Source organism: Verrucomicrobium sp. BvORR034, from assembly GCF_000739635.1.
GTDB lineage: Bacteria > Verrucomicrobiota > Verrucomicrobiia > Verrucomicrobiales > Verrucomicrobiaceae > Verrucomicrobium.
In genome coordinates this window covers 1-21,458 of sequence record NZ_BATQ01000110.1, presented here as the reverse complement: position 1 = coordinate 21,458, position 21,458 = coordinate 1, and the positions used below count along the sequence as shown (strand labels likewise).

The window sequence follows — 21,458 nt, the reverse complement described above, 5'->3', positions numbered from 1 at the left end:
GTGGTGGATAACTTACTTGCCCTTGGATCCGGCCTCGAGTTTCTCGATGATTTGATCAACCGAGAATGAAGCTGGACGTTGGCGGGGAGGGAAGTCCTTGTAGGTCTGCAAATACGCCCCTACTTTGGCTGCCGAAGGCAGCAGAAGGAAGGCGTGAGTGACCATGAAGTTGTCGTAGTAGGCTGAGCCATCAATGGCGTACTCGTACGGATCGCTGTTCAGGTCGATGATCTGGGGCGTGCGCAGAGTCGTCAGGGGATCGATCCATACCTGCACACCGACAGAGCGTTGCACCTGGTAGATGTACTTGAAGCGCTCGTCACGGTAGGCCATCAGGTCCCCATCGTCACTGAAGTAGGCGAACTCTGGGCGGGCGCTCTTCTCGCTTTTGCCGGTGAGGTAGTCGAGCTGGTTGTAGCCATCCAGATGCACCTTGAAGGTCTTGTCCCCGGCGGTGACGCCTTTGGTGGCGTTTTCGCGGAGTTTGGGATCGCCACCTGCTGCGGCCACCAAGGTGACCAGCCAGTCTTCCGCGCTGAAGAGGCCCGTGAAGTTCGTCCCCGGCTTGATCTTCCCGGGCCAGCGGATGAGGGCGGGCACGCGGAAGGCACCTTCCCAGTTGGTGTCCTTTTCCGAGCGGAACGGAGAGGCGCCGCCATCGGGCCACATGCTCTTCATGGCACCGTTGTCGGTGGTGTAGATCACGATGGTGTTGTCGGCAATCTTGAGGTCGTCGAGTTGCTTGAGCAGATCGCCCACCATGCCGTCATGCTCCACCATGCCGTCTCCCTGAGTGCCTGCGTTTGTCTTGCCCACTGAGGCTGGCTTCAGGTGGGTGTAGATGTGCATGCGGGTGGAATTGTACCAGCAGAAAAAGGGTTTCCCCGCCTTGTGGCTACGGTCGATGAAGTCCTTCGCTCCGGCGAGGAACTCTTCATCCACGGTCTCCATGCGCTTCTTGGTGAGTGGTCCCGTGTCTTCGATCTTGCCGTCGGAGGTGCACTTCAATACACCGCGTGGACCAAACTTCTTTTTGAACTCCGGATCCTTGGGGTAGTCAGGATTCTCCGGTTCCTCCTCCGCATTGAGGTGGTAGAGGTTGCCGAAGAATTCATCGAACCCATGAGCGGTGGGGAGGAATTCATCCCGGTCTCCCAGGTGATTCTTGCCAAACTGCCCGGTTTGGTAGCCGAGCGGCTTGAGGAACTCGGCAATGGTCGGGTCTTCCTTTTGCAGGCCCACATTCGCTCCTGGCAGGCCCACTTTGGTGAGGCCGGTGCGGAACGGACTTTGACCCAAGATGAATGCCGCCCGTCCAGCCGTGCAACTCTGCTGGCCGTAGTAGCTGACAAAAACGCCCCCCTCGTTGCCAATGCGATCAATGTTGGGCGTGGTGAATCCCATCAGGCCGCGACTATAGGCGCTGACGTTGGACTGGCCGATGTCGTCACCAAAGATGACGAGGATGTTGGGCTTCTTTGCAGAGCCCTGTGCCTGGAGCAGGCAGGGAACGAGCAGCCCTGCCAGGAGGAGGACGGCTCTGAGTTTAGGGGTATATCGTTTCATGGCATCTTTGGTTTTGCGACTAAATGAAGTGATTGAGTGAGTGAGTGACCGGGCCGTTTCACGCGCGAAGCGGGTGGCTGTGGCTGTGCTTCCGTAGTCTGAAGGCGAGCACAGAGAGAATGATCCCCAGCGCGATGGAATAGCCGGCAATGATCCAGACCATGGCAATGGCCCCACCGCCCGGGAAGAGGATGACCAGGGCGCCAAAGACGACTGAAGCCAGGCCGGAAAGGATGAGCAGCCATTCGTTGGTTATTTCCTTGCGCAGGGCGATGGCCCCTGCGATCTCAAAGAGGCCACGCACCACGGCGGTGGCCCCCATGAAGATGAGCAGTGCCAGGGCGCTCAGGCCCGGCCAAAGTAGGACTGCGACACCTGCGGCGATGCTCACAACCCCGATCAAGGCCAGCCACCAGCGGGGGACGGCGGAGCCGCCCGTGATCGCCCCGACAAGAGCGAACACTCCGTCCACCAGGGCATAGGCCCCGTAGAGGAGCACGAGCACCTTCAACGTGAGCAGGGGCCATGTGAAGGCCAGGACGCCGAAGATCAGGGACAGGATGCCGCGCAGGAGCAGCCAGCCCCAGTTCCGAGACAACAGATGGAGGAGGGATGTGTTCATAGTGTACAGCGGGTCAGATGGTTCGTGGCGCAACTCTCACCACCAGAATCTCCCCGGAGCTCCGTACCGGTAGCCGCCATAGCCCCAGGCACCGTACCAGTTCATGGCGGCGGCCTGGTTCATCTGCGCGGCGGAGTAGTTGTCCTGTGCGATCTTCTTCTGGATGGCGAGCTGCTGGTATCTCTGGTACTCGTCGTCCCCACCTACGTAAGCCACGCCTTTGTCCTCGTCCTTGTACGCGTAGAAGGTCCTTCCGTTCACCGTGGCCCGGTGCACTTTGTAAGAGGGCGCGGCGGCATAGGCAGCCTGCTGTTGCGGAGTTGATGGGGTCTTCACTCTAAAGCCAGCGGCGGAGAGCAGCGCTTCCTGGTTGGAGGCATCCATGCTGGCGCAGCTGGATAGACCTGCCAGGCAACAGAGGCTCAGCAGGGTGCCGATGACGGCTGAAAATGAGATCGTTTTCATGGTTTTGGATTGCATGGCACTGTTTGCGTTTGTGTTTCCCTCATGCGCGGGGGCATCGCTGCTAGAGATCCTCGTAGGGCATTTCGAACATGCGCTTGACCGTGCCCATGTCCCCGGTCTTGAGCCCTTGAATGAACCACTTCACGCGCTGCTCCGAAGTGCCGTGCGTGTATTTCTCGGGAGAGTTGAACCGGCCCGCGCGCCGCTGCAGGCGGTCATCGCCGATGGCGTTGGCGGACTTGATGGCGGACTCCACATCGCCCTCTTCTATAAAGTTGAACTGTTGCTGGCCGTAGTGCGCCCAGACGCCCGCGAGGTAGTCGGCCTGTAGTTCCAGGCGCACGGACCAGCGGTTGAACTCCGCCTCCGGGACCGAGTCCCGCTTCTGGTCCACGAGACTGCTGTAGCCCAGCAGATTCTGCACGTGGTGACCGACTTCATGGGCGATGACGTAGGCCTGGGAGAAGTCAGCCGCCGAGCCACCCAGCTGCTGCTGCAGTTCATTGAAGAAGGTGGGATCGAGATAGACCGTCTGATCAGCGGGACAATAGAACGGCCCCACGGCTGCAGGGGCCAGCCCGCACCGGGTTTCAACACCCTCTGTAAACAGGACCATGCGTGGGGGATCGTACTGGCGGCCGATGGTGCGGAACTGCTGCTCCCACACCTTCTCAGTGAAGCCCAGTATGGTCGCGGCAAAACGGCGGCTGCGCTCCTCCTCCGGGGTGAGCGGTCCCTGGGTCTCTGTGGTCTGCCCGGTCGGGCTGTTCTGCACGCCCTCCATGAGCTGGCTGAGCTGCTGCGGATCCACGCCTAGGAAATAACCGATGGCCAGGATCGCCAGAAGTCCCAGCCCCCCGCCCACGGCGGCCTTGGGGCGCATCCGACGGCGATCTTCCAGATTCGAGCTTTGTTCACCTTTTTCCCAGTCCATGGCGGTGTCCTCCTTCGGTATGAGATGGTGGTTGCAGGTCAGTTCACGGGGGAATGGGGTGAGGGGCTGCGGGGCTTTTCGTTGGAATCAGTTCAGCGGACCCTTGTTCTGGCGGTCCAGCAGCCGAATGCGGCGTTTTTCCATCTCCTGACGGCAGCGCGGAGAGGCCGCTCCGGTGATGGCGATGGTGATCGTAGTTGGCTGCTTGCCATTGATTTGAATGGTCTGCAGCCATCGGGTGCACCGGTCAGCCAGCGGAGTCCAGCTCGCGTAGTCCCAATGCAGGGCGAGGAGGATGGAGCCATCCTTGAGAACGCAGTAGGGGGCGTTTTCATGGCGTTCGATGCGTGCGATCTGCCACTGCGCCTGTTGGAGCTGGGCCATGAGCTGGGCTGTTTCGGCGTAGAAGATGGCGTCCGTCTCCTCCGTGGTGGAGGCAGTGGCATCGCGCAGGAAGTTCTCCAGTCCGGTGACGCCTGCAAGAGCGCGGAGGGACTTGGCAACCTGCGTCTGCCGCCACGGGGTGAACTGTCTGTTGGCGAGGAAGGCGGTGGAATCCGGAGGGCCTACGCCCAGAAGTTGCAGCTCGGTCAGGTTGCCCGTGCGCAGCGTGTTCTCATCCTTGTCGTAGATCTCCAGGGCGATCTGGGCGGCGGCGGTACCACGATTGAGCGCTGCAGCGGCCGCAACGGGATCTGCTGAAGCTTCGCCCATGACAAACTTAAACCCACCCAGCGCGAGCGCCCGGCTCATGCCATCCAAGCGGCTCTGGAGTGCCGCATTGGTCGTGTAGGGATTGATGCCCAGCTTTCGACAGAGGTCACGCTTGGCCTTGGCAACGCCAGCTGTGCTTTTGATTGCGAATGACTGGTAGTCGCGACGCTTCTCGTCGTTGTGCTCTTTCTTGATATCCTGACCAAGGCGTTGGAAGAACTTTCCGATGCCGGTGGTGTGCACCTCCTGCAGGGAGTCTTGAGTGGGGGGCACGTAGTCTTCAGCGGCATCTTCTTCTTCGTCGGAGGCCTCATGCAAGGCATCGCGATAGTCTTCCGTCCTCATGACATCATCCAGGCGCTTGATGGCACTGATCTCCGCAATGCGGTCCAGGAGCTGGCCGTTGCCGAAGGCGAGATAGGTACCGTAGAAGGTGCTGTCGATGGCATAGGTGTTCACACCCCAGTTGGTCGTCACACCCTCCCGCACCTGGAAGTGAGGGCCCGACACGAACACGGACTGAAGGATCTGGCTTGCCTTCAATGTGAGGACGTTTTCGTACTCTCCCGAATCGGGTGGCACGGGAGCGGGAATCGGCGGCGGGAGCGGCGGATCCACTGCCCTCTGGGGCAGGGGAGATTGGGCGCTGATCATGACGACCCCGGTGGCCAGGGTGAAGCCGCAGGCGATGAGAAAGGTGTGGGAAGTGATCATGTGGGGTGGGGCTTAGTACTCAATTTTCGCCCGGATAAATGGTGGCCCAGTCGTCCTTCATGCTGACCACCGTCCAGCCCTTGGCACTGGCTTCGTCCAGAGCCTTGTCCAGCTTGCCGATGTGGGACTGCCGGTCATAGGCCCACTCGCGATCAGCGTCGGTGTGGTGGACGAGCAGGGCAAAGCGCAATCCTGCACCTGCCGTGGTCCACTGTAGCATTTGCAGATCGCCGTCTGAGTTGCCGAACGCCATGAGCGGACGACGACCGATGTGGCTCTGTATACCCGCTGGTTTGCCCTCCTTGTCGTCGATCAACTCGACCTCTGGGAGTTTCAGCAAGACAGGTTTGCCATCTCGGATCTCGTACTTGAGTTTGCCACTTGAGCCCACGACCTGCTCTGGCGGAATGCCATAGACTCGCTCCGTCCATGGGCGCATGAACTCGATGCCTCCGCCTGAGACGATGAAGGTCTTGAACCCGTTGGCCCGCAGGTAGGTGAGGAGTTCCAGCATCGGCTGATAGGTCATCTCCGTGTACAGCTTTCCTGATTTGGGATGTTTGGCCGTGGTGATCCAGTCTGTGACCGTCTGGCTGAACTCCTCCGTGGTCATGCCGGTGTGGGTGGCGGCCATGGTGGCCAGCAGGCCCTTCTCGCCCGCTGCCGCGACGCCCTTGAGGTCATTCTTCAGTACGGAGGCAAAGGGCTCCTGCGTCTGCCATTCCGGGTGCTGCGGCGCCAGAGCCTTGATGCGGTCAAAGACAAAGAAGGCCTGAAAGTAGAGGGGCTGCTCTGCCCAGAGCGTGCCGTCGTTGTCGAAGACGGCGATCCGTTCGGGCACAGGTACAAAGTCGGCTGATCCATCCTTGGTCACCTTTTCCACAAAAGCCAGGATCGCCTTCTTGGGCCCGGTGTCTTTCCAGGAGGGGAGAGGCTCATTGGCAAGCAGGTGAGGGACGCTTGCTGCCAGGGCAAGCAGGAGGAACAGAGGCTTCATAAGGTGATGGACTAGGTGGAGGGCGGAACTCGATGGGGGTTCAGGAAACAGCGTCTGATGGACCTCAGCAGGTTCTCAGGAGCCTGAAGTAGCGGGAGGCATCGCGGTGATCCTCCGACTGTGATTTGATGGGGCTGTAAAAGTGGAGGAAGGCCTCCACTCGCACTGCCGCGTTCCCAGGGGCGCCGTAGAGCAGTCTGAACACCGGCGCATGAGTAAGATCGCGCTGTAGCCCGGTCACGGTGTTCGGGATCCCGTGATGGTAGGCAGGCGTGGTGAAGCTGGCACCTTCCAGAGGGGCTGTAGGGCTGCCAAGGAGGGATGCCGCGAGTGAAAGCAAATACAGGGTTGCCATAAGAGGGGGGGATAGAAGTGGGCCGTTTACTTCACCGGTTCCGGAGCGGGGAAGGTCCAGGTGCCATCAAGGATCTCTTTGCGCGGGCGATAGAGTCGCACTGTGTAGTTCCATCCCTTGGTGATGGGGATGCAGTTGGGTGTCTTGCCATCGTACCCGCCGAACTGGATCGTGATGGAGCCGTCGGCCGCTTTCTTCCCGGTGAGGCTGTTGATCGTGTAGGCGTTGTGCTCGTTTTTCTCGTAGTAACCTTCAGCGTTGTACACACTCACTGACCAGAAGGCGTCCACCGGTACATCCTTGACGACAAGCTTGTAGGCCGTTGTGCCGTCATTCTGTTTGGGGGTCACGTTCAGATAGACGGCATCCTTGTCGGGATTGCCGCCCCAGGCGGCGGCGCTGGCCACGAGATGGCGAACCGGATCCACCGTCGCCTTCGTGCCGAAGGCGTTTTTAAAGTCAGGCATGGTGGAGCTCAGCACCAGCAGCGCTTCACGCACCTTCTTCTGGCTCACGGGATCCCACTGGGGCACTTCGAACTTGCCTGGACCACCTGGCTGTTCGATTTTCAGGCCGTCCTGAAGGGCATGCACAGCCGCGATGTCCTTTGGATCAGCGGGATCCACCAGCGTGCGAATGCCTATCACGGCGTAACGCGTGCCAGCCTCGTCCTTGTCCAGCTTGTAGGTCCCGGACTCATAGCTGACGTCCGGCACATAGTGGTCTTGATTCACCACCATGAGGGACCGGAAGCGTTTCCCTGCGTCCGGCAGCGTGACGGTCACGGGTCCCGCATCGAGGTCGACCAAGGCTGAGGAATAGAGTGTGTCACGGTTCAGCCGGATGATAGTCTGTTTCTCGATAGACGCCGGCTCGCGACGGTGGTTGAATTTGCCAAGCGCTCCGCCGCTGTCTTTGAGGAGGTTGCTGAAGTACAAGTCAGACTCGGCCCGGACAAAGTTGTCCACGGTCACGGGAACGGTGTCTGCAGCAGCTGCGATGGCTGTAAAGACGGCGAACAGTGTGCCGATAACGTGCAATGCATGTGGGTGTTTCATTGGCGACTTTTTTGCTTGGATTTTAGTCCTTATTCTCCAGGGCCGGAGCCCTCCACTCGCCCTTCAGGGCCTCTGGCTTGGGCCAGTAGAGGCGCATGGCCATGAAGAAGGAGCCCTTGGGGGCGGGAAGCCAGTTGGGCTCCTTGTCCTTGCCCGGGGTCTCATGTTGAATGTAAAGGGTGATGCCGCCGTCTTGGTCCTTCGTCAGGGAGGGAAGCATCGGCGTATTGATGAGATAGCGGTTCAGAGCATTCGCAGAGAGCAGGCTGGCAGGGAGCTCGTACAAAGTGAGTGACCAGAACGCATGCACGGGTGGCAGCTGACCCGAAGCAAAACGCAAGGTGTAGGCATGGGCACCATCCAGTTTGTTCTTGTCGGAATCGATGAAGTAGGCGGGGTAGATCGCTTCATCCTTGGAGTTGCCGTAGATGCCCAGCACGGCGGCGGACATGCGATCGATGTAACGACCGTCCAAAAACTCGCGCGTGCCAAAGGAGTCTGCGCTGGACCGTTTTCCGGTATCGATCTGGGTTTCCTTGTACTCTTTGAAGGCGGCCCACGCGTCTGCGATGCCATCTTCCATCGCTTTCCGCACCTCTGGCTTCAATGTGTCCAGGCTGAACGGTGTGCTCGTGCCAAGTCCGACGCGGGCGAACTCGGCGCGCAGCTTTTGCTCCGAGGGGTGCTCGGGACAGAATCGCAAAACGAAATCCAGCACCTTGAAGAACTCCATCGAGGTCCTTTGAGCCTCCGGAGTCAGAGGTGTGATGAAGTCCACCTTGGGCGAAGGGGGAGGGGCAGGCTGACCGAGGAAATGAGAGAGAGGTTGGACTTTGTAGCCAGCTTGGATTTTTTTGACGGCTTCAATGTCTTCCGGATTGAAGAGCTGGGTGCGATACAAGATGAAGGCATACTCGGTCTCGCAGGGAATCACGGACTTGATTCCTGCGGGCTTGGAACCTTTCCAGCCGGGGCCGGCTAGTAGGTAGCTACCCGCCTCATTGCCAGTCGCCCGACTGCCGACGTAGGCGAAATTGAAGGTGTACTGGTCAATGAATTGCAGGGAGTAGTAGCGCCCTTTTTCCACCTGCGGCACGGTGAAAACGAGCGGCTCGGCACGCAGGTCCGCGCCCACGTAGGAATACGGCGTGTCCGAGTTTGGTGTTTGGATGGCCTTGTCCTCAGGCGTGTAGACTCGTGCATTGTTCACAAGTGTGTTCCAGTCCGCCTTGTACTCCTTGCCACCCTTGTCGATGAAGTAGGAGTGCTGGATTCGATAGTTATCCACCAGCGGGAAGCCGTAGACGTAGGCCTCCTTTGCGATGGCCCGAACTTCATCGAGCGTAGCAGGACCACGGGCATGTGCCGTGCCAGACACAAGAAGTGCCAGCAGCACGGCAAACAACGCCTTAGATGCGTGATGAATACGAGAGGTTAACATAGATAGCTTGGGGAGGTTCTACGATGTGTGAAAATGGGACTGCACGGAGCCTCACTCGACCTTCTCCACATCCGAGAGCTTCCATGCCTTCTCGAAGAGCCCCTTCTTCGGGCCGTAGAGGCGGAAAAGCAGTTCGAACTGTCTCTTCGGGTCCGTGGGCACCCAGTTGGATTCCTTCCCGGCAGGAGCCTCGGGACCGAAATAGACGTCAGTAGAACCGTCTGGATTCTTCTTAACTGCGGTGTCGTTCGACGCGAGGCTCGGGCGTGACATGCCGACAATCAGAGCATGCGTCTCGCGGTCGTAAGCCGTCACCGACCAGTATTGCTCGATAGGCGCGTTCGGTGGCACCGCCAGGCGATAGGTCCTATTTCCCTCCAGCGCTTTTCCCGCGTGGTCGAAGGGATTCATGAGATAGAACTGGCCCGCCCCCAGGACCTTCGGGCTGAAGTAGGCCATGTGGTACATCACCGCTCGGCCATCAAGCCCGTACTCGTTCGGATCGGCGAACATGGAGCCCAGACCGTCTCTTGTCTCTGGTGGGACCGGAACTGACCAATGTGTGCCCTCGAAGAATGGAGGAACGAATCCGTTCTCATACTTCCACGCGATCACTGCGTGAGCTTCACGCGCTGCATTCTCCAGGATCTCCTTCGTCTTGGCGTCGGGTTTAAACACCTTGCCTTTTTCGATGCCGATGGTCTTCAGTGAGTCGATCATCACCTTGTCCCGCGTGAGCCACGGCTCTGCCTGGACGAAGCGGTCGAGGTGCTCGAAGAACGTTGCGTCGTAAGGAATCTTCGCGTCGAAAGGCTTGTCATACGCGTCCACGAAGACGGTGGAATCGGGGTTGCCGCCCAGTGGGTATATCTTGACTCGTTTGCCGTGCTCGACGGCGGATTTGATGTCGGCGTCGCTACGACTCTTGAAGTTCGACCGGAGGATCACGAAGCCCCGGTAAGTCTCCGATGACAGCACGATGTATCCGTCTGGTGCTTTCTCCTTGTAACCGGGAGGCGTAAGGAGGTACTTCGCACCCTTACCCTTGTCTGCTCCGGCTGGGCCAACATCCTCCAGCGCGTTCTGCCATGCGACGTCAAAGCTGCCCACGATGACATGGTCTGCATCGGCCGGTGGGATCTCCACGACGACTGGGCCCTTCGATGTGTCGTAAAATGGATTGAGGTAGATGGTGTCCGGATTGGGCGTGAGCGTTTGGTTCTTCCAGTTCACCGGCCGCGACCAATAGACGACCTGGTTTACATTGCCGCCATTGGCGATGGTGGCCTGGAGCATGCGTTCGTAGTTCACCGCTGGTATTCCCCAGATGACAGCCTCGACCGCCCGGCGATGGATGGATCGTTTGTGAAGTTCTTCAACAGTGAGGTTCTCCGCGAAAGCTGTCGAACCCAGCGCGAGAGCTGAGATGGCAAAGATGATCGATCGCAGTCTGGGTGAAGTGCGTTTCATAAACCGTTGTTGATTTTTTGGGTTCAGTTCAGCGGGCCGCGATCCTGGCGGTCCTGGAGGCGCAGGCCGCGCTTCTCCATCTCCTGGCGGCAGCGTTGCGTGGCCACGCCGCTGATGGCGATGGTGATGGCAGGTGGCTTGTTTCCATTCACCTTCAGGCTTTGCAGCCAGTTTGCGCACTTCTCCGCCGTCGTGGACCACTGGGCGTAGTCCCAATGCAGGGCGAGGAGGACGGACCCGTCTTTGAGCACGCAGTAGGGGGCATTGTTGTGCAGTTCGATGCGGGAGATCGGCCACTGGGCTGCTTTGAGTTGGGCCATGAGATTGGCGGTCTCCGTGTAGAAAATTCCGTCCTGCTCCTCGGTGGTGGAGGTAGTGGCATCACGGACAAAGGCATCCATGCCCAGCACGGTGCTGAGGCTTTGCATGGCGAGCACGAACTGCGTTTGCTGCCACGGGGAGAAGATCGGGTTGGTCAGAAAGGCAGAAGCGTCTGCTGGCTTCAATCCCGATTGCTGAAGGGCCAGTTGATTGGCCTCACGCAACGCATTCGCATCTTTGTCGTAGATCAGCGCGCTCAGTTGTGGAGTGATGCGGGCACGGTTCAGCAGTGCGGCGGGGCTCAGATCTGAGGAGGCTGCACCTGGCACCATGGTGAAGCCTCCGATGCCCAGCGCCCTGCTCATGCCGTCCAGCCGTCCCTGGAGGGCGATATTTGTAGTGTAGGGGTTGACGCCCAAATTGCGGCACAGGTTGCGTTTGGCCTCCGCCACACCCGCGGAGCTCTTGCGTTGGAAGCGTTGAAGATCTTTCTGTTTTTCCTCGTTTCGGTCGGAACGGATGTTGTCGCCAAGGCGTTGGAAAAACTTGCCGATGCCTGTGCTGTGGACTTCTCTGATGCTGTCTGTGGACGGGGGCACCACATCTTCTGCGGCGTCCTCTTCTTCATCCGCAGCCTCTTCCACGGCATCGCGGAACTTCTCCGTCTGCATCAGTTCATCAAGGCGCTTCAAGGCGTTCAGCTCGGCGATACGCTCCAACAACTGACTGTTCCCATGGGCGAGAAAGGTCCCATAGAGGTAGCTGTCCACGGCATAGGTGTTCATGCCCCAGTCGGTCACCACGTCCTCGCGCACGCGGTAGAGCGGTCCGGTGAGCAGGGCGGGCTGCAGGATCTGGCTCGCTTTGAGGGACACCGCAGATTCGTACTGCTGAACAGAGGGCGGCCCAGGAATCGGTGCTGGCAACGCAGGAGCCGGTTGCTGGGCGAAGAGTGAGGGTGCCGTCCACGAGCAGGCGACAATGCAACAGGAGAGAACGGCGGTGATGGGACTTCTCATGGCAGGGGCTTTGGCGAAGGTGGCTCGATTACTTTTGCGTTGGGAAGATGGGGGCCCAGTCGTCCTTCATGCTGACGACCGTCCAGCCTTTGGCAGCGGCTTCGTCCAGGGCCTTGTCGAGCTTGCCGATGTGAGAGGTGCGATCATAGGCGTACTCGCGTTCGGCGTCTGTATGGTGGACCAGCAGGGCAAACCTGTTGCCTGGGCCGGCAGCCGTCCACTGGAGCATCTGGAGGTCGCCATCCGAGTTTCCAAACGCCATCAAGGGACGGCGACCAATGTGGCTCTGGATGCCCACGGGCTTACCCTCCTTGTCATCCACGAGTTCAATCTCGGGCAGCTTCACCAGGACTGGGATGCCGTCGCGAAGCTCATACTTGAGCTTTCCGCTGGAGCCCACCACCTGCTCAGGGGGAATGCCATAAACACGCTCCGTCCAGGGGCGCATGAACTCGATGCCGCCACCGGAGACGATGAAGGTCTTGAACCCCTTGGACTTCAAGTAAGCGAGGACTTCCAGCATGGGCTGGTACACCATCTCGGTGTACAGTTTGCCGGTCTTCGGGTGTTTGGCAGTGGTGATCCAGTCCGTCACTGCCTTGCTGAACTCCTCTGTCGTCATGCCCGAGTGGGTGGCTGCCAAGGCGGCCGCCATGCCCTTTTCACCGGCGGCCGCGATTCCCTTGTGGTCCCCCTTCAAGATCGAGGCGAAGGGTTCCTTGGTTTGCCATTCGGGATGCTCCGGTGCCAGTGCCTTGATGCGGTCAAACACGAAGAATGCCTGAAAGTAGAGCGGCTGCTCGGCCCACAGAGTGCCGTCGTTGTCGAAGACGGCGATCCGCTCAGGCACGGGCACGAAGGTGGGGGCTCCTTCTGTCGTGACCTTCTCGACAAAGGCAACAATGGCCTTTTTTGCAGCAGTATCATTCCAGGAGGGCAGGGGGGCTTGAGCCTGGATCAGGTTCGCGGTGCAACACCAGATGAGGAGTGCGAGGAACGTTTTCATGTGCGGGAGGGCACTGGGTGTTTGTTTCGGGGGCTAGATTTGAAGAAGAGTATGGGCGTCGGTCAGCTCCTGCGTACTGGAGTGACTTGAGCACAAGTAGGCTAGAGGGCCGGGCCGTCGTCCCGGTGGGCTGGAGGAGGTGCGCTCGTCTGAAACATGGGTGTCCCGCACTGGGGGTGTTTCCTGAACCAAAGGGGTGTATGCAGCCAGCCCAACGAGAAGGAGATGCCTGATGCGAAGGATGACCTCAGGTTTCATGGCAATGCAGTTCGAAAAAGGATGGACTATTCCGGGAGCACGACGGTGGCGGAGAAGCGAAGGCCCCACTCAGGTCCCTCATCTGGAGCCTCGGCATAGTATCGGCCGCCGAGTTGGAAACTGACCGGCACTTTGCCTATCTTCACCAGTTGGGTGATGAAGACATTGATGGGCACGGTCCACTGCTCGTTCTCCCAGTCGTAACCCGACTCGAGATTGAAGCCGACCGTGGTGTGCTTGGGCGTGGTGTAGCTCAGGAAAGGCTGTAGGAAGGTGACGCTGAGGTCTTGCCGGTCGTCTTCCCCAGCCACAGACCACAGATGATTGGCAAGAATGCCGACAGTCCAGCCATGGGACTGGTGGACAAAGATGAAGGAAGGACCAAGGGCCCACTTCTCTGTGCCCAGCAGGTCATCTGTGGCCGTGGGAAACTGGATGACGGGGCCGAAGCCAATGGTGGGCTGGCCTTCGTGCTTCTTCTGAGGAGCGAGCCAGATGGTGGTGTTCAGATCACCGAGGCCCGTTTGATCGGTGGTGCCGATGATGTCCTTCTGCGTGATGAAGGGCAGAATGGTGCGCCAGATGATCTTCCAGTCGTCATTCAACTCAATGGGGATGACCGGCTGGATGTTCAGCTTGTACTGGAATCCATCACCGTCAGGTCCAGCACCAAAGTCGAAGTTGTTTTGGAAGGGGAGGCTGATGAGGGACGCCGTGGGATCGTTCAGCTTCTTGGCAATCTCTGCCATGTCGCCTGCATCATGAGACGGCGCGAGGGATGCCTGGATCGAGCCATCCGGCGCGGATGGCGGCGCAGTTGGCGCGGCCTGAAGACAGCCTGTGGCCAGCGAAAGGGCAGCCACAACGGTCAGGGAGGTGTAGGGGCGGCAGGACATGAGCATGATGGGAGTAACGTTGTGGGTGAATGAAGGCGGGTTGCAGGTTAGCGGAGGGGACTGGGTAGAGCCTTCTCCACAAGTCCGACCTGCCTGCGGGCGAGTTCCTCATGAACGCGAGGCGAGGCGATTCCAGTGATGACCAGGCGGTGTCCTGTGACCGGCGCGCCCCGGTAATTGGCTGTTCTCAAGTGCTCCAGAAAATTCTCCGCATTGACAGTCCAGCAGGCATAGTCCCACTCCAGAGGCACGATCACCGTGCCGTCTTTGGCGTGACAGACAGGGAGATCTTGAGAGGTGTAGATGGTGGCCAGCGGGGTGCCGGAATGGAGCTGGGCCATGAGGTGGGCGCTGCGCTGGTAGAAGAAGGCATCATCTTCATCATCAGCGGTGCTGGCAGCGTCGAGGAAACCATCGCGGCCGGCGACGCCCTGGAGCTGCTGCAGGGCGATCACCAACTCGGCCTGTCGGGTGGGGGAGTAAGCTGGGTTGTTGAGGAAGGCGGTGATGAGGGGGGCCGAGATTCCCATCTTCCCAAGCGTCTCTGAGTGGGCGCGACGGAGGTCATTGGGACTGCTGTCACGGATGGCATGGATGGCCGTATCACTCACCTGCACGGTGGTGATGGCGGTCCCGGCGCCTCCGCCGACAGGGGCTAGGGCGGCCGTGAGGGTCATGTTGCCACCGTAGGAGGCCCAGGCGACTCCGTTGAGCGCTTTCTGGAAGGTCGGGTTCGAGGAATACGGATCCACGCCCAGCCGCACTGCCAGGTCGCGCTTGGCCTTGGAGAAGCCGATGGCTCCCTCCACCTTGCTGTCCTCATAGGGGTTGTGCGGGCGGTCCTCAGTGGCCTCCTTTACAGCCTGGCCGGTGCGATTGATGAACTTGAAGATCCCTTTGGGAACGCCAGAGATGGTTTCCACCGGGTGAGTGGCCAGGTTCTTGGCAAAGTTGACCGGGCTTTTGGCGGCCTTTTCCAGGGCCTTGGCGTACTCGTCCGATTTGGAGATGGACTGGAGTTGGGCGATGGCGTTGATCTCGGAGATGCGAATGAGGAGCTCCGAATTGCCCGTGGCGTAGAAGGTGCCAAACTCGGAGTCCAGCGTGTAGGCATTGCGTCCTGCGTAGGTGGGCACTTGGGGCCGTACCGTGTGGTAGGGCCCCTGAACATACTGGGGTAGCAGGATGGTGGCCGCATCCAGCACGGGAGGGGACTCGAACGGCGGTGGGGGGACGGGCGATTGGGCGCTGGCTGGCAGGAGTGCCAGCGCAGCGAGGGAGCCCCAGGAGATGCAGAGTAGGGAGAGGGTTTGCATGAGCACGTGGGAGGACGAAAGTCAGATCTTCACCGTGGTGTACACCGTGACGCCATTCTGGAAGACCGGCTGGTAGTACACCCCCTGGTGGAGGAAATAAGTCTGTCCGTTGATCACGCTGGCACTGGCTCCCGGCGGCAGTGTGGGAACGACGATGCCAATGGGGGTGGGCTGGACCACGAAGGTGGTGCCCTGCTGCACGTAGTAGCAGCCGTTGTTGTAGAAGAAGGTCTGCGCACCAAACGGGACAGGAAGCGAGCCCGGAGGGAGAGCGGCGAGGATGGCTCCCACCGGGGCAGCGACGGCGACATAACCTCCCGACGGTGCTGTTTTGTAGTACACGCCCGACGAATAGTAGTAGGGCGTGTTGGCCACCACCACGGTACCGTGCACGGGCGGCAGGGAGTGCACGATGGCACCGGTCACGACGGTGGCGGCTGCACCCACCGCAACTCCGCCCCAGAAGTGATCATGGTGATCCCAGTCATAGTCGCGATGAACGTCCACGTCACGGTGCACATCCCGGTGGATGTCAACGTTTCCGCCCCGCCAGCCGTGGACATCCACGTTGGCAGAGCGGTGGATGCTGGCATGGCCATGCCAGTCCGATCTCGCTGGAGGCGCACTCAGAACGGAAACCCCGACAATGGTGACCAGCAGCGGGAGGCCATGGGGGCGGGAGGAAGAAATGGATTTCATATGATGCGCAGGCAGGGTTTACTTGGAGGGAGTTTCTTTATCCGCAGCCTCCCCGGGAATGGCGGCGGCCTTGGATTTGTCTGGTGGAAGAAAGTTGATCTTCTTGGCACCCACTGGGGGATCGAAGGCGAAGACAAAATCCGGAAGCTTGGTGCCGAGATCCCAGTTCGTCAGCAGAGCGGTGATCTGGGGGCTGCCATCATCGAGCTTGAAGTTGATGATGACCTTCCTGAGCAGGGGCTTGGGCCCATCCTCCACCCATGCCTGCCAGTCGATGGCGTCATGCTGGAAGGCCACGTGATGACAGGTCTTGCCAAGGATGCGCTCCTTGCCCAGATACGAGGCAGATTTGGCGGCTGCCGCAGGGGTCACCAGAGGCTTGGTGAGCAGAAGGTCATCCAGGGGAAAGACCACGCCCAGTGACTCCTCCAGTTGATCAATCATGGCGTCAATCTGGTCCGGGGCCGGGCTGGTGCCGTAGAAGTTCTCCCGATGATCCAGGAGCGTGACGCTTTTCCCATCGTACCAAAAGCTTCGCTTGGGGATGGTGGTGGAGATGTCCACCTGGAGACGGTTGGGACGCCGTAACTTCACATCCACCTGCTTGGTAAACTGGACCTTGCTGCCCTTGTCGTTCACCAGATCCTGGGAGAGATCGATGCTGGTCGAGAATTGTTTGGTGCCCGCCAGATAGTCTGAGGCACGCGAGATGATGGCCAGGGCTCTGGGATCAGGGCTGGCAGCCGGTTTGGCCGCGGAAGGGGGGGCTTCCTGTGACCAAAGGCCCGGCACAGTGCCGGACAGGAGCAGGAGGCCGCAGGTGAACAGGGTGGGTTTCATAGTAGGTGAAGCGGGAGAGGGGGGGGTAAAATGGCGTTATAGGAAATAACCTAAATGAGCCGAAGCCCCTCTCCTTTGCGAGGGGCGAAGGTGGAACCGCCCGGAGGTCGGGTGGTTCACAGCGATGAACTACAAAAGGTTACTCCTGGTCTGACTCGAAAAGTTTCAGCAACTGAGTACGAAGATGAGTCCAGTTATCAGGTGGCAGCGTGGTCGTGGACCTGGCGGCCACTTGATCTGGCAAGAGGGGCTAGAAGGTGTAGGAGAGGCCGATGACGGGCCCGTAGGAGGTGGTATCGAGCTTGAAGCCGTCCTTCTCGTAGTCCACTCCCAGGGCACGGTAGCCGAGCAGGCCGTTCAGCTTCGGTGTGAAGCGATATCCAAATCCCGCAAGGGCCTGCCAGGTGAGGTCTGACTCCACACCGAATCCACCGATATCTCCCATGAGTTGGAGGAAACATTTGTCGCTCAGGTCACATACGGAGCGAAAGCCAACAATGGGATCGAACCAGTCGCGGGTCAGGCCCAGATTGACACCGGGTCCGAGGTTGGTGTTGATGTCGATATCCACATCCACATAGGTCCATCTGACTCCCGCGAACAAATCCAGCTTGTGACGGTCGGTCTTGCAGACCGTGTACTGGAGACGGGCGGTGATCCATGCCTGCTCCTGCTCCACGTCGGCACTGCCGGTCACCTCTCCGAAGGCGAAGGCTGCGTCGTCGGAGAGTTTGCCATAGATGGCGTCTACTCCCAGGCTCCAGCGCCCTTTGCCCAGTTCAAAGTAGGACATGTAGCTAAATTCAAACTCGTCAATGAGATCGGAGATGCTGGTGTCGGCGCTGACGGAGGTGGGTCCCACTCCCGTGGTGCCATCCACAGCAGACAACCAGCCATAGACCGCAACGGTAAAGTACCATTCATCTTGTTGGGGCGGAGCGGGAGGGACCACGACGGATTTTTCCGAGGTGACGGGGCTGCCAGCAAAGGCAGGTAATGCGGCGGCCAATGCCAGGGCCAGGACGGGGAGGAGAGTGGATTTCATGGGGAGAATAATTGGACTGCTGCCAGATGCTTCCTGACCCTGATCTTTTCCTGGATAGTGCGCCTCATCTGTACTGCCAGAAAGCTCCTGGAATTACGCCTATTAATCAAAAGCATGGTGATATTAGCATATGCGGGTGGATGCATCTATCCAGATTCCGAAAAAGGGTTGGAAAAAATCTGGGCGAGAGCCGCGAATGAAATGATGCAGGAGCATCTCCACGGCGATGGGGACGAAGGAGGTGAGACGCGTGATGCATGTTTGGGCAGGTCACGGTTTCAAAGAGGTCAGATCCACTTTGCGGCTGCCGGATGGAATTCGAATCTGGAACCTGTCTGCGGGCACGCGAGGATTCAGGATCCAACGGTGAATGGTGGTGGAAACAGTTCGTGCTCCGCTCGCTCCGGAGAAGTAGCGTTGGACAAATTGACGGGGCAGCGAGTCGTCCACCCCCACCCAGAGTTCCCAGGTCAGGCCTGGCTGGCGAAAGGTGAGGTGGTCACATTTGACCCCGGATATCCACTCTGTTCCCACATGGGATCCCCGCTTGACGCCATCCAGCAGAAAACGGGCGGGATCGTTTACCAGAAGTTCCGCCAAAGGGGGGAGAAAGCCATACTGGGAGGCGAACCAATAGCAGACAGCATCCAGTGTGGGCGAGGCGGCAGTACGGGCATGGGTTCCGGCGCGATGATCGATGAACACAATCTGCCGGCCGTCATAGACCACGGTGCGACGTCCTTCGCTGGAATGCCCATCAAGCCATAGGCTGCCCGGGCGCTTCACGACACCGTTCAACTGGGCATGCTCTGGGACACCCAGCCTTCCGTGAGAGCTAGGGTACACAGACCGGGTTGCCTCAAAGCCGAGCGTGTCTGCTGCCGCCAGTTTCGCGGACATGGCCTTGAGCACGGTGGCACTCTTCTTGTCCCTCAGGGCTGGTTCTCCCACCGGGGCACTACACGCCGAAAACACTGCGGCCAGGGCCGCTATGCTGAAACGGGGAATGTGCAGCATGCGGGGGTTCATGAGACAACCTCTGGCACATCTTGAGATCGGGGGGGATTCCGGAGGGTCAGGAGTCAGGGCACCCGGCCCTCCGGAACGGAAGCAATACTGGCGATCAGAACTTGAAGGTCAGACCTGCGCCAAGAATGTTGGCAATCCCATCGTCTGCACCGGCAAATGCGTCCGCCGTGTAGAGGAACCGGTAGGAGAGATCGAGATTGATGGTTTCAGTGATCGCATACGCAAGCACCGCCTTGGCCTGAAAAGCAAAGTTCCAGTCATCTTCCAAAAAGCGGACCGGAATGCCCTCTATGGAATTACCGTCTACCTCGCTCCAGGCGATGCCCGCACCGGCACCGATTTGCAATGAGAGGCGATCCGTGAACTTGATTCTATAGAGGCCGCTGAAGAGGATCGGCACCTGGCGGAAGTCTGTATCCACCCCGAGGTCAAGACCGCGATAGTGGAAGTCTCCCGTCTCGGACTGAAGGTAGCCGACCTCAAGTTCGAGGGCAAAGCCTGATGCCCATTCATAGCCGACGGCACCGCTGACCGCCCAGCCCTCATCAAAGCTGAGGCTTGCGCCCTCAGCTTCCACATCTTCCAGCCAGGAGACACCCCCGTGTATCTGGCCGTACCAGAATCCCACCGGAGGGGGAGGAGTGACAGGAGGATTCACAGGGCCCTTCCCACTGTAGGAGACGGGTCCGGCCATTGCATCGGTGGCAAAGAGGCCCAGGGTGAGGCCAACTGCCAGCAGGAAGGTCTTGATCTTCATGGTTGTACTATGTTTGTTGGTCGAGGGTGCGGTTGCGCAGTACGCCTGTGGCAATTCACCCAGATTAGTGTTACTCCCGCCGGGGAGGTGAAGATTCCATCGTAGGATAAGCCAACACGCGGCGGTCCCGATGGCTTCATCAGGCGCATGCATCTTAACAAAACGATTAGCCAGAATTCTAGCCAATTTCCGAAATTGTGGGAGGAGAAGGGGGATTTCCGGTGACGAGTGAGTCACGTTGGACTATTCCATTCTTGAGGAACCGGGCGATGATCTCCCGGCACTCTGAGGCGAGCTTTTGCATCCACACCCAGGCTGGTGTGAGTGTGGAAGGCGAGTGGAAAAACTCCTCTGTGTGACATTGGCCATCGGGTCATGAAGACGCCTTTTACCTACCGGTTGGTCCGGCTTAATCACTTCGCTCCCGAGCAGATGGGCATGGCTGTCTCTCACGGGGTGTTCGACTACTTTTTGCTGGAAGGTGCGGCCCATGAGTTTCTGCATGAGCACCGGGACTATGGAGGGTTGGTGCTCGACGACATGCGGTTCAGCTTTGGTGAGTGGGTGCGGGGACAGTTTCGTGCCGACCGATTGTGCATCGGCTTCTTCAGGGAGCTTGAGAGCCCCTGCTGGATCAACGGCTTTGCAGTGACCACTTCAGACCTGCAGATCTATGCGGAGTCCGCAGATCTTGCTTGCAGGATCTACCCCCATTCCCGATGCGCGTTGGTGCAGATCTCACGTTCTGTGCTGGAGATGGCGGCAAAGCGGCACCTCGGGCATGCTCTCTGGCTGCCTGCGCATGGGATGGTTAACCTTTACCCTGGTGAAGAAGCACGGCGGGATGTGGGTGAGGCCTTTGACCTCTGTGGTAGTCTGCTCGAAAAAGGGGGCCAGCTTGCGGACCAGGGCATCGAGATCCTTTTGCAGACTTTGGTGCGGGCCATCCGTGGTGCCTGCGTGTCTCGTCCCAAGCAGGATGATCGTCGGAGCCAGCAGGCTTTGCAGATGGTGAAGCTCGCAGAGCTCTATCTCGCGGCTCACTTGTCGGAAAGCTACTCAAGTGACGAGTTCGCCAGAGCAGTCGGTTTATCCGAACGAAGCCTGGAATTGCAGTTTAAGAAGATCTTTGGGATGAGCCCAAAAAAGTGGCGCCAGTACATGGGCTTAAACATCGCCCACCGCAAACTGGGACGCGGCACGGAGCGGGCTGGGATGGTGGCTGAGGTGGCGGCCGCTTGCGGATTTGCCCATCCTGGCAGGTTTTCTGCCGTATACCGCGATCTGTTTGGCGAGCTGCCGGTTCGGACCCGCCAACACGAACGGCGCGCAATTGATCAACAGGAGTCGATATTCAGATCCCTTGTGTATTAGCCAGGGTAATTGGCCTAAAGTCGTATGGACATAAGCCGAAACATTCGTTATTTTTCCACGCGATGGGCGGAACAACACTCTACCGTACCCTTCGGCTGCATCGGTTTGATCCCGAAATGCTCGCGGACGTAGTCTCGCAGAGCAAGCTGGAGCATTTTCTCATGGGCAATGAGCCTTGCGATGTGCTTCATGAGCACTGGGAGGATGGAGTGGTGCTCCTGGATCACGCGAAGTACAGCTTCAAGGCGTGGGTGCGTGGTGAATTCAGTGACGACCGCCTCTGCATCGGGTTCATCCGGGACCTCCTGAGTCCATGCTGGATCAATGGGACCGAAGTGCGGACCGGCCAGATCGTCGTCTTTGCAGAGCATTCCGAACTGGCCTACCGGGCGGAGCGCGACACCCACTGGGTGGCAACGCAGGTATCCCGGGAGTACCTGCAGGAGATGGCGCTGGAGATGCTGGGGCAGGAGCTGGAACTGCCGACCCAGGGAATGAAGAAGTACGAGCCTCGCCCGGAGGCCATGGCCCAGCTTCGCCGTGTGTTCGATGATTTCACCAT

21 protein-coding genes are annotated in these 21,458 nt (G+C 59.3%); 2 read left to right on the top strand and 19 right to left on the bottom strand.

Annotated elements, in window-relative coordinates; translation table 11 throughout:
- Positions 1–12: 12 nt before the first annotated feature.
- The 19 genes from BV034_RS18310 to BV034_RS18220 all read right to left on the bottom strand — a co-directional run bounded on the left by BV034_RS18310 (position 13) and on the right by BV034_RS18220 (position 19,522).
- Positions 13–1,566 carry an arylsulfatase gene (locus BV034_RS18310; protein WP_081887907.1) on the bottom strand — a complete coding sequence of 518 codons (1,554 nt, stop codon included), beginning with the start codon at positions 1,564–1,566 and terminating at the stop codon, positions 13–15.
- 58 nt (positions 1,567–1,624) lie between these two features.
- Positions 1,625–2,188, bottom strand: coding sequence for an HdeD family acid-resistance protein (locus tag BV034_RS18305; RefSeq protein WP_050028439.1), 564 nt, complete (start codon positions 2,186–2,188; stop codon positions 1,625–1,627).
- A gap of 36 nt (positions 2,189–2,224) precedes the next feature.
- On the bottom strand, positions 2,225–2,653 hold the full coding sequence (locus tag BV034_RS18300) for a hypothetical protein (protein ID WP_050028483.1): 429 nt from the start codon (positions 2,651–2,653) through the stop codon (positions 2,225–2,227).
- Between the two features lie 61 nt (positions 2,654–2,714).
- A complete protein-coding gene (locus BV034_RS18295) occupies positions 2,715–3,587 on the bottom strand; it encodes a neutral zinc metallopeptidase (protein ID WP_050028438.1) in 873 nt (290 codons plus the stop codon).
- An 87-nt stretch (positions 3,588–3,674) separates the two neighbouring features.
- Positions 3,675–5,015, bottom strand: a complete 1,341-nt coding sequence (locus BV034_RS18290; RefSeq protein ID WP_050028437.1) for a hypothetical protein — start codon at positions 5,013–5,015, stop codon at positions 3,675–3,677.
- A 19-nt stretch (positions 5,016–5,034) separates the two neighbouring features.
- Positions 5,035–6,012 carry an HAD family hydrolase gene (locus tag BV034_RS18285; RefSeq protein WP_050028436.1) on the bottom strand — a complete coding sequence of 326 codons (978 nt, stop codon included), beginning with the start codon at positions 6,010–6,012 and terminating at the stop codon, positions 5,035–5,037.
- Between the two features lie 64 nt (positions 6,013–6,076).
- Positions 6,077–6,367, bottom strand: a complete 291-nt coding sequence (locus BV034_RS18280) for a hypothetical protein (RefSeq protein WP_050028435.1) — start codon at positions 6,365–6,367, stop codon at positions 6,077–6,079.
- 26 nt (positions 6,368–6,393) lie between these two features.
- A complete protein-coding gene (locus BV034_RS18275; protein WP_050028434.1) occupies positions 6,394–7,425 on the bottom strand; it encodes a DUF1254 domain-containing protein in 1,032 nt (343 codons plus the stop codon).
- A 22-nt stretch (positions 7,426–7,447) separates the two neighbouring features.
- On the bottom strand, positions 7,448–8,866 hold the full coding sequence (locus BV034_RS18270; protein ID WP_050028433.1) for a DUF1254 domain-containing protein: 1,419 nt from the start codon (positions 8,864–8,866) through the stop codon (positions 7,448–7,450).
- Positions 8,867–8,917: 51 nt separating this feature from the next.
- Positions 8,918–10,336 (bottom strand): DUF1254 domain-containing protein, encoded by a 1,419-nt coding sequence (locus BV034_RS18265; RefSeq protein WP_050028432.1) that lies wholly within the window; start codon positions 10,334–10,336, stop codon positions 8,918–8,920.
- 23 nt (positions 10,337–10,359) lie between these two features.
- Positions 10,360–11,676 carry a hypothetical protein gene (locus BV034_RS18260; protein ID WP_265593150.1) on the bottom strand — a complete coding sequence of 439 codons (1,317 nt, stop codon included), beginning with the start codon at positions 11,674–11,676 and terminating at the stop codon, positions 10,360–10,362.
- 28 nt (positions 11,677–11,704) lie between these two features.
- Positions 11,705–12,682, bottom strand: coding sequence for an HAD family hydrolase (locus tag BV034_RS18255; RefSeq protein ID WP_050028430.1), 978 nt, complete (start codon positions 12,680–12,682; stop codon positions 11,705–11,707).
- 284 nt (positions 12,683–12,966) lie between these two features.
- Complete coding sequence (locus BV034_RS18250; protein ID WP_265593149.1) at positions 12,967–13,836, bottom strand: transporter; 870 nt, start codon at positions 13,834–13,836, stop codon at positions 12,967–12,969.
- A gap of 47 nt (positions 13,837–13,883) precedes the next feature.
- A complete protein-coding gene (locus BV034_RS18245; RefSeq protein ID WP_050028429.1) occupies positions 13,884–15,152 on the bottom strand; it encodes a hypothetical protein in 1,269 nt (422 codons plus the stop codon).
- 21 nt (positions 15,153–15,173) lie between these two features.
- Entirely contained in the window at positions 15,174–15,851 is a 678-nt protein-coding gene (locus BV034_RS18240; RefSeq protein WP_050028428.1) for a DUF6515 family protein, read from the bottom strand.
- Positions 15,852–15,869: 18 nt separating this feature from the next.
- The gene (locus BV034_RS18235; protein WP_050028427.1) at positions 15,870–16,691 is read right to left on the bottom strand and encodes a DUF2092 domain-containing protein; all 822 of its coding nucleotides are present in this window, start codon (positions 16,689–16,691) and stop codon (positions 15,870–15,872) included.
- A 250-nt stretch (positions 16,692–16,941) separates the two neighbouring features.
- Positions 16,942–17,736 carry an outer membrane beta-barrel protein gene (locus BV034_RS18230; protein WP_050028426.1) on the bottom strand — a complete coding sequence of 265 codons (795 nt, stop codon included), beginning with the start codon at positions 17,734–17,736 and terminating at the stop codon, positions 16,942–16,944.
- A gap of 270 nt (positions 17,737–18,006) precedes the next feature.
- Positions 18,007–18,765 (bottom strand): DUF2092 domain-containing protein, encoded by a 759-nt coding sequence (locus BV034_RS18225; protein WP_050028425.1) that lies wholly within the window; start codon positions 18,763–18,765, stop codon positions 18,007–18,009.
- Between the two features lie 94 nt (positions 18,766–18,859).
- Positions 18,860–19,522, bottom strand: coding sequence for an outer membrane beta-barrel protein (locus tag BV034_RS18220; protein WP_050028424.1), 663 nt, complete (start codon positions 19,520–19,522; stop codon positions 18,860–18,862).
- A 375-nt stretch (positions 19,523–19,897) separates the two neighbouring features.
- On the opposite strand from BV034_RS18220, the gene BV034_RS36740 reads away from it, so the two are divergent.
- Entirely contained in the window at positions 19,898–20,896 is a 999-nt protein-coding gene (locus tag BV034_RS36740; RefSeq protein ID WP_050028423.1) for a helix-turn-helix domain-containing protein, read from the top strand.
- 116 nt (positions 20,897–21,012) lie between these two features.
- On the top strand, positions 21,013–21,458 hold a 446-nt coding region (locus tag BV034_RS18210; protein ID WP_265593148.1), incomplete at its 3' end, for a hypothetical protein.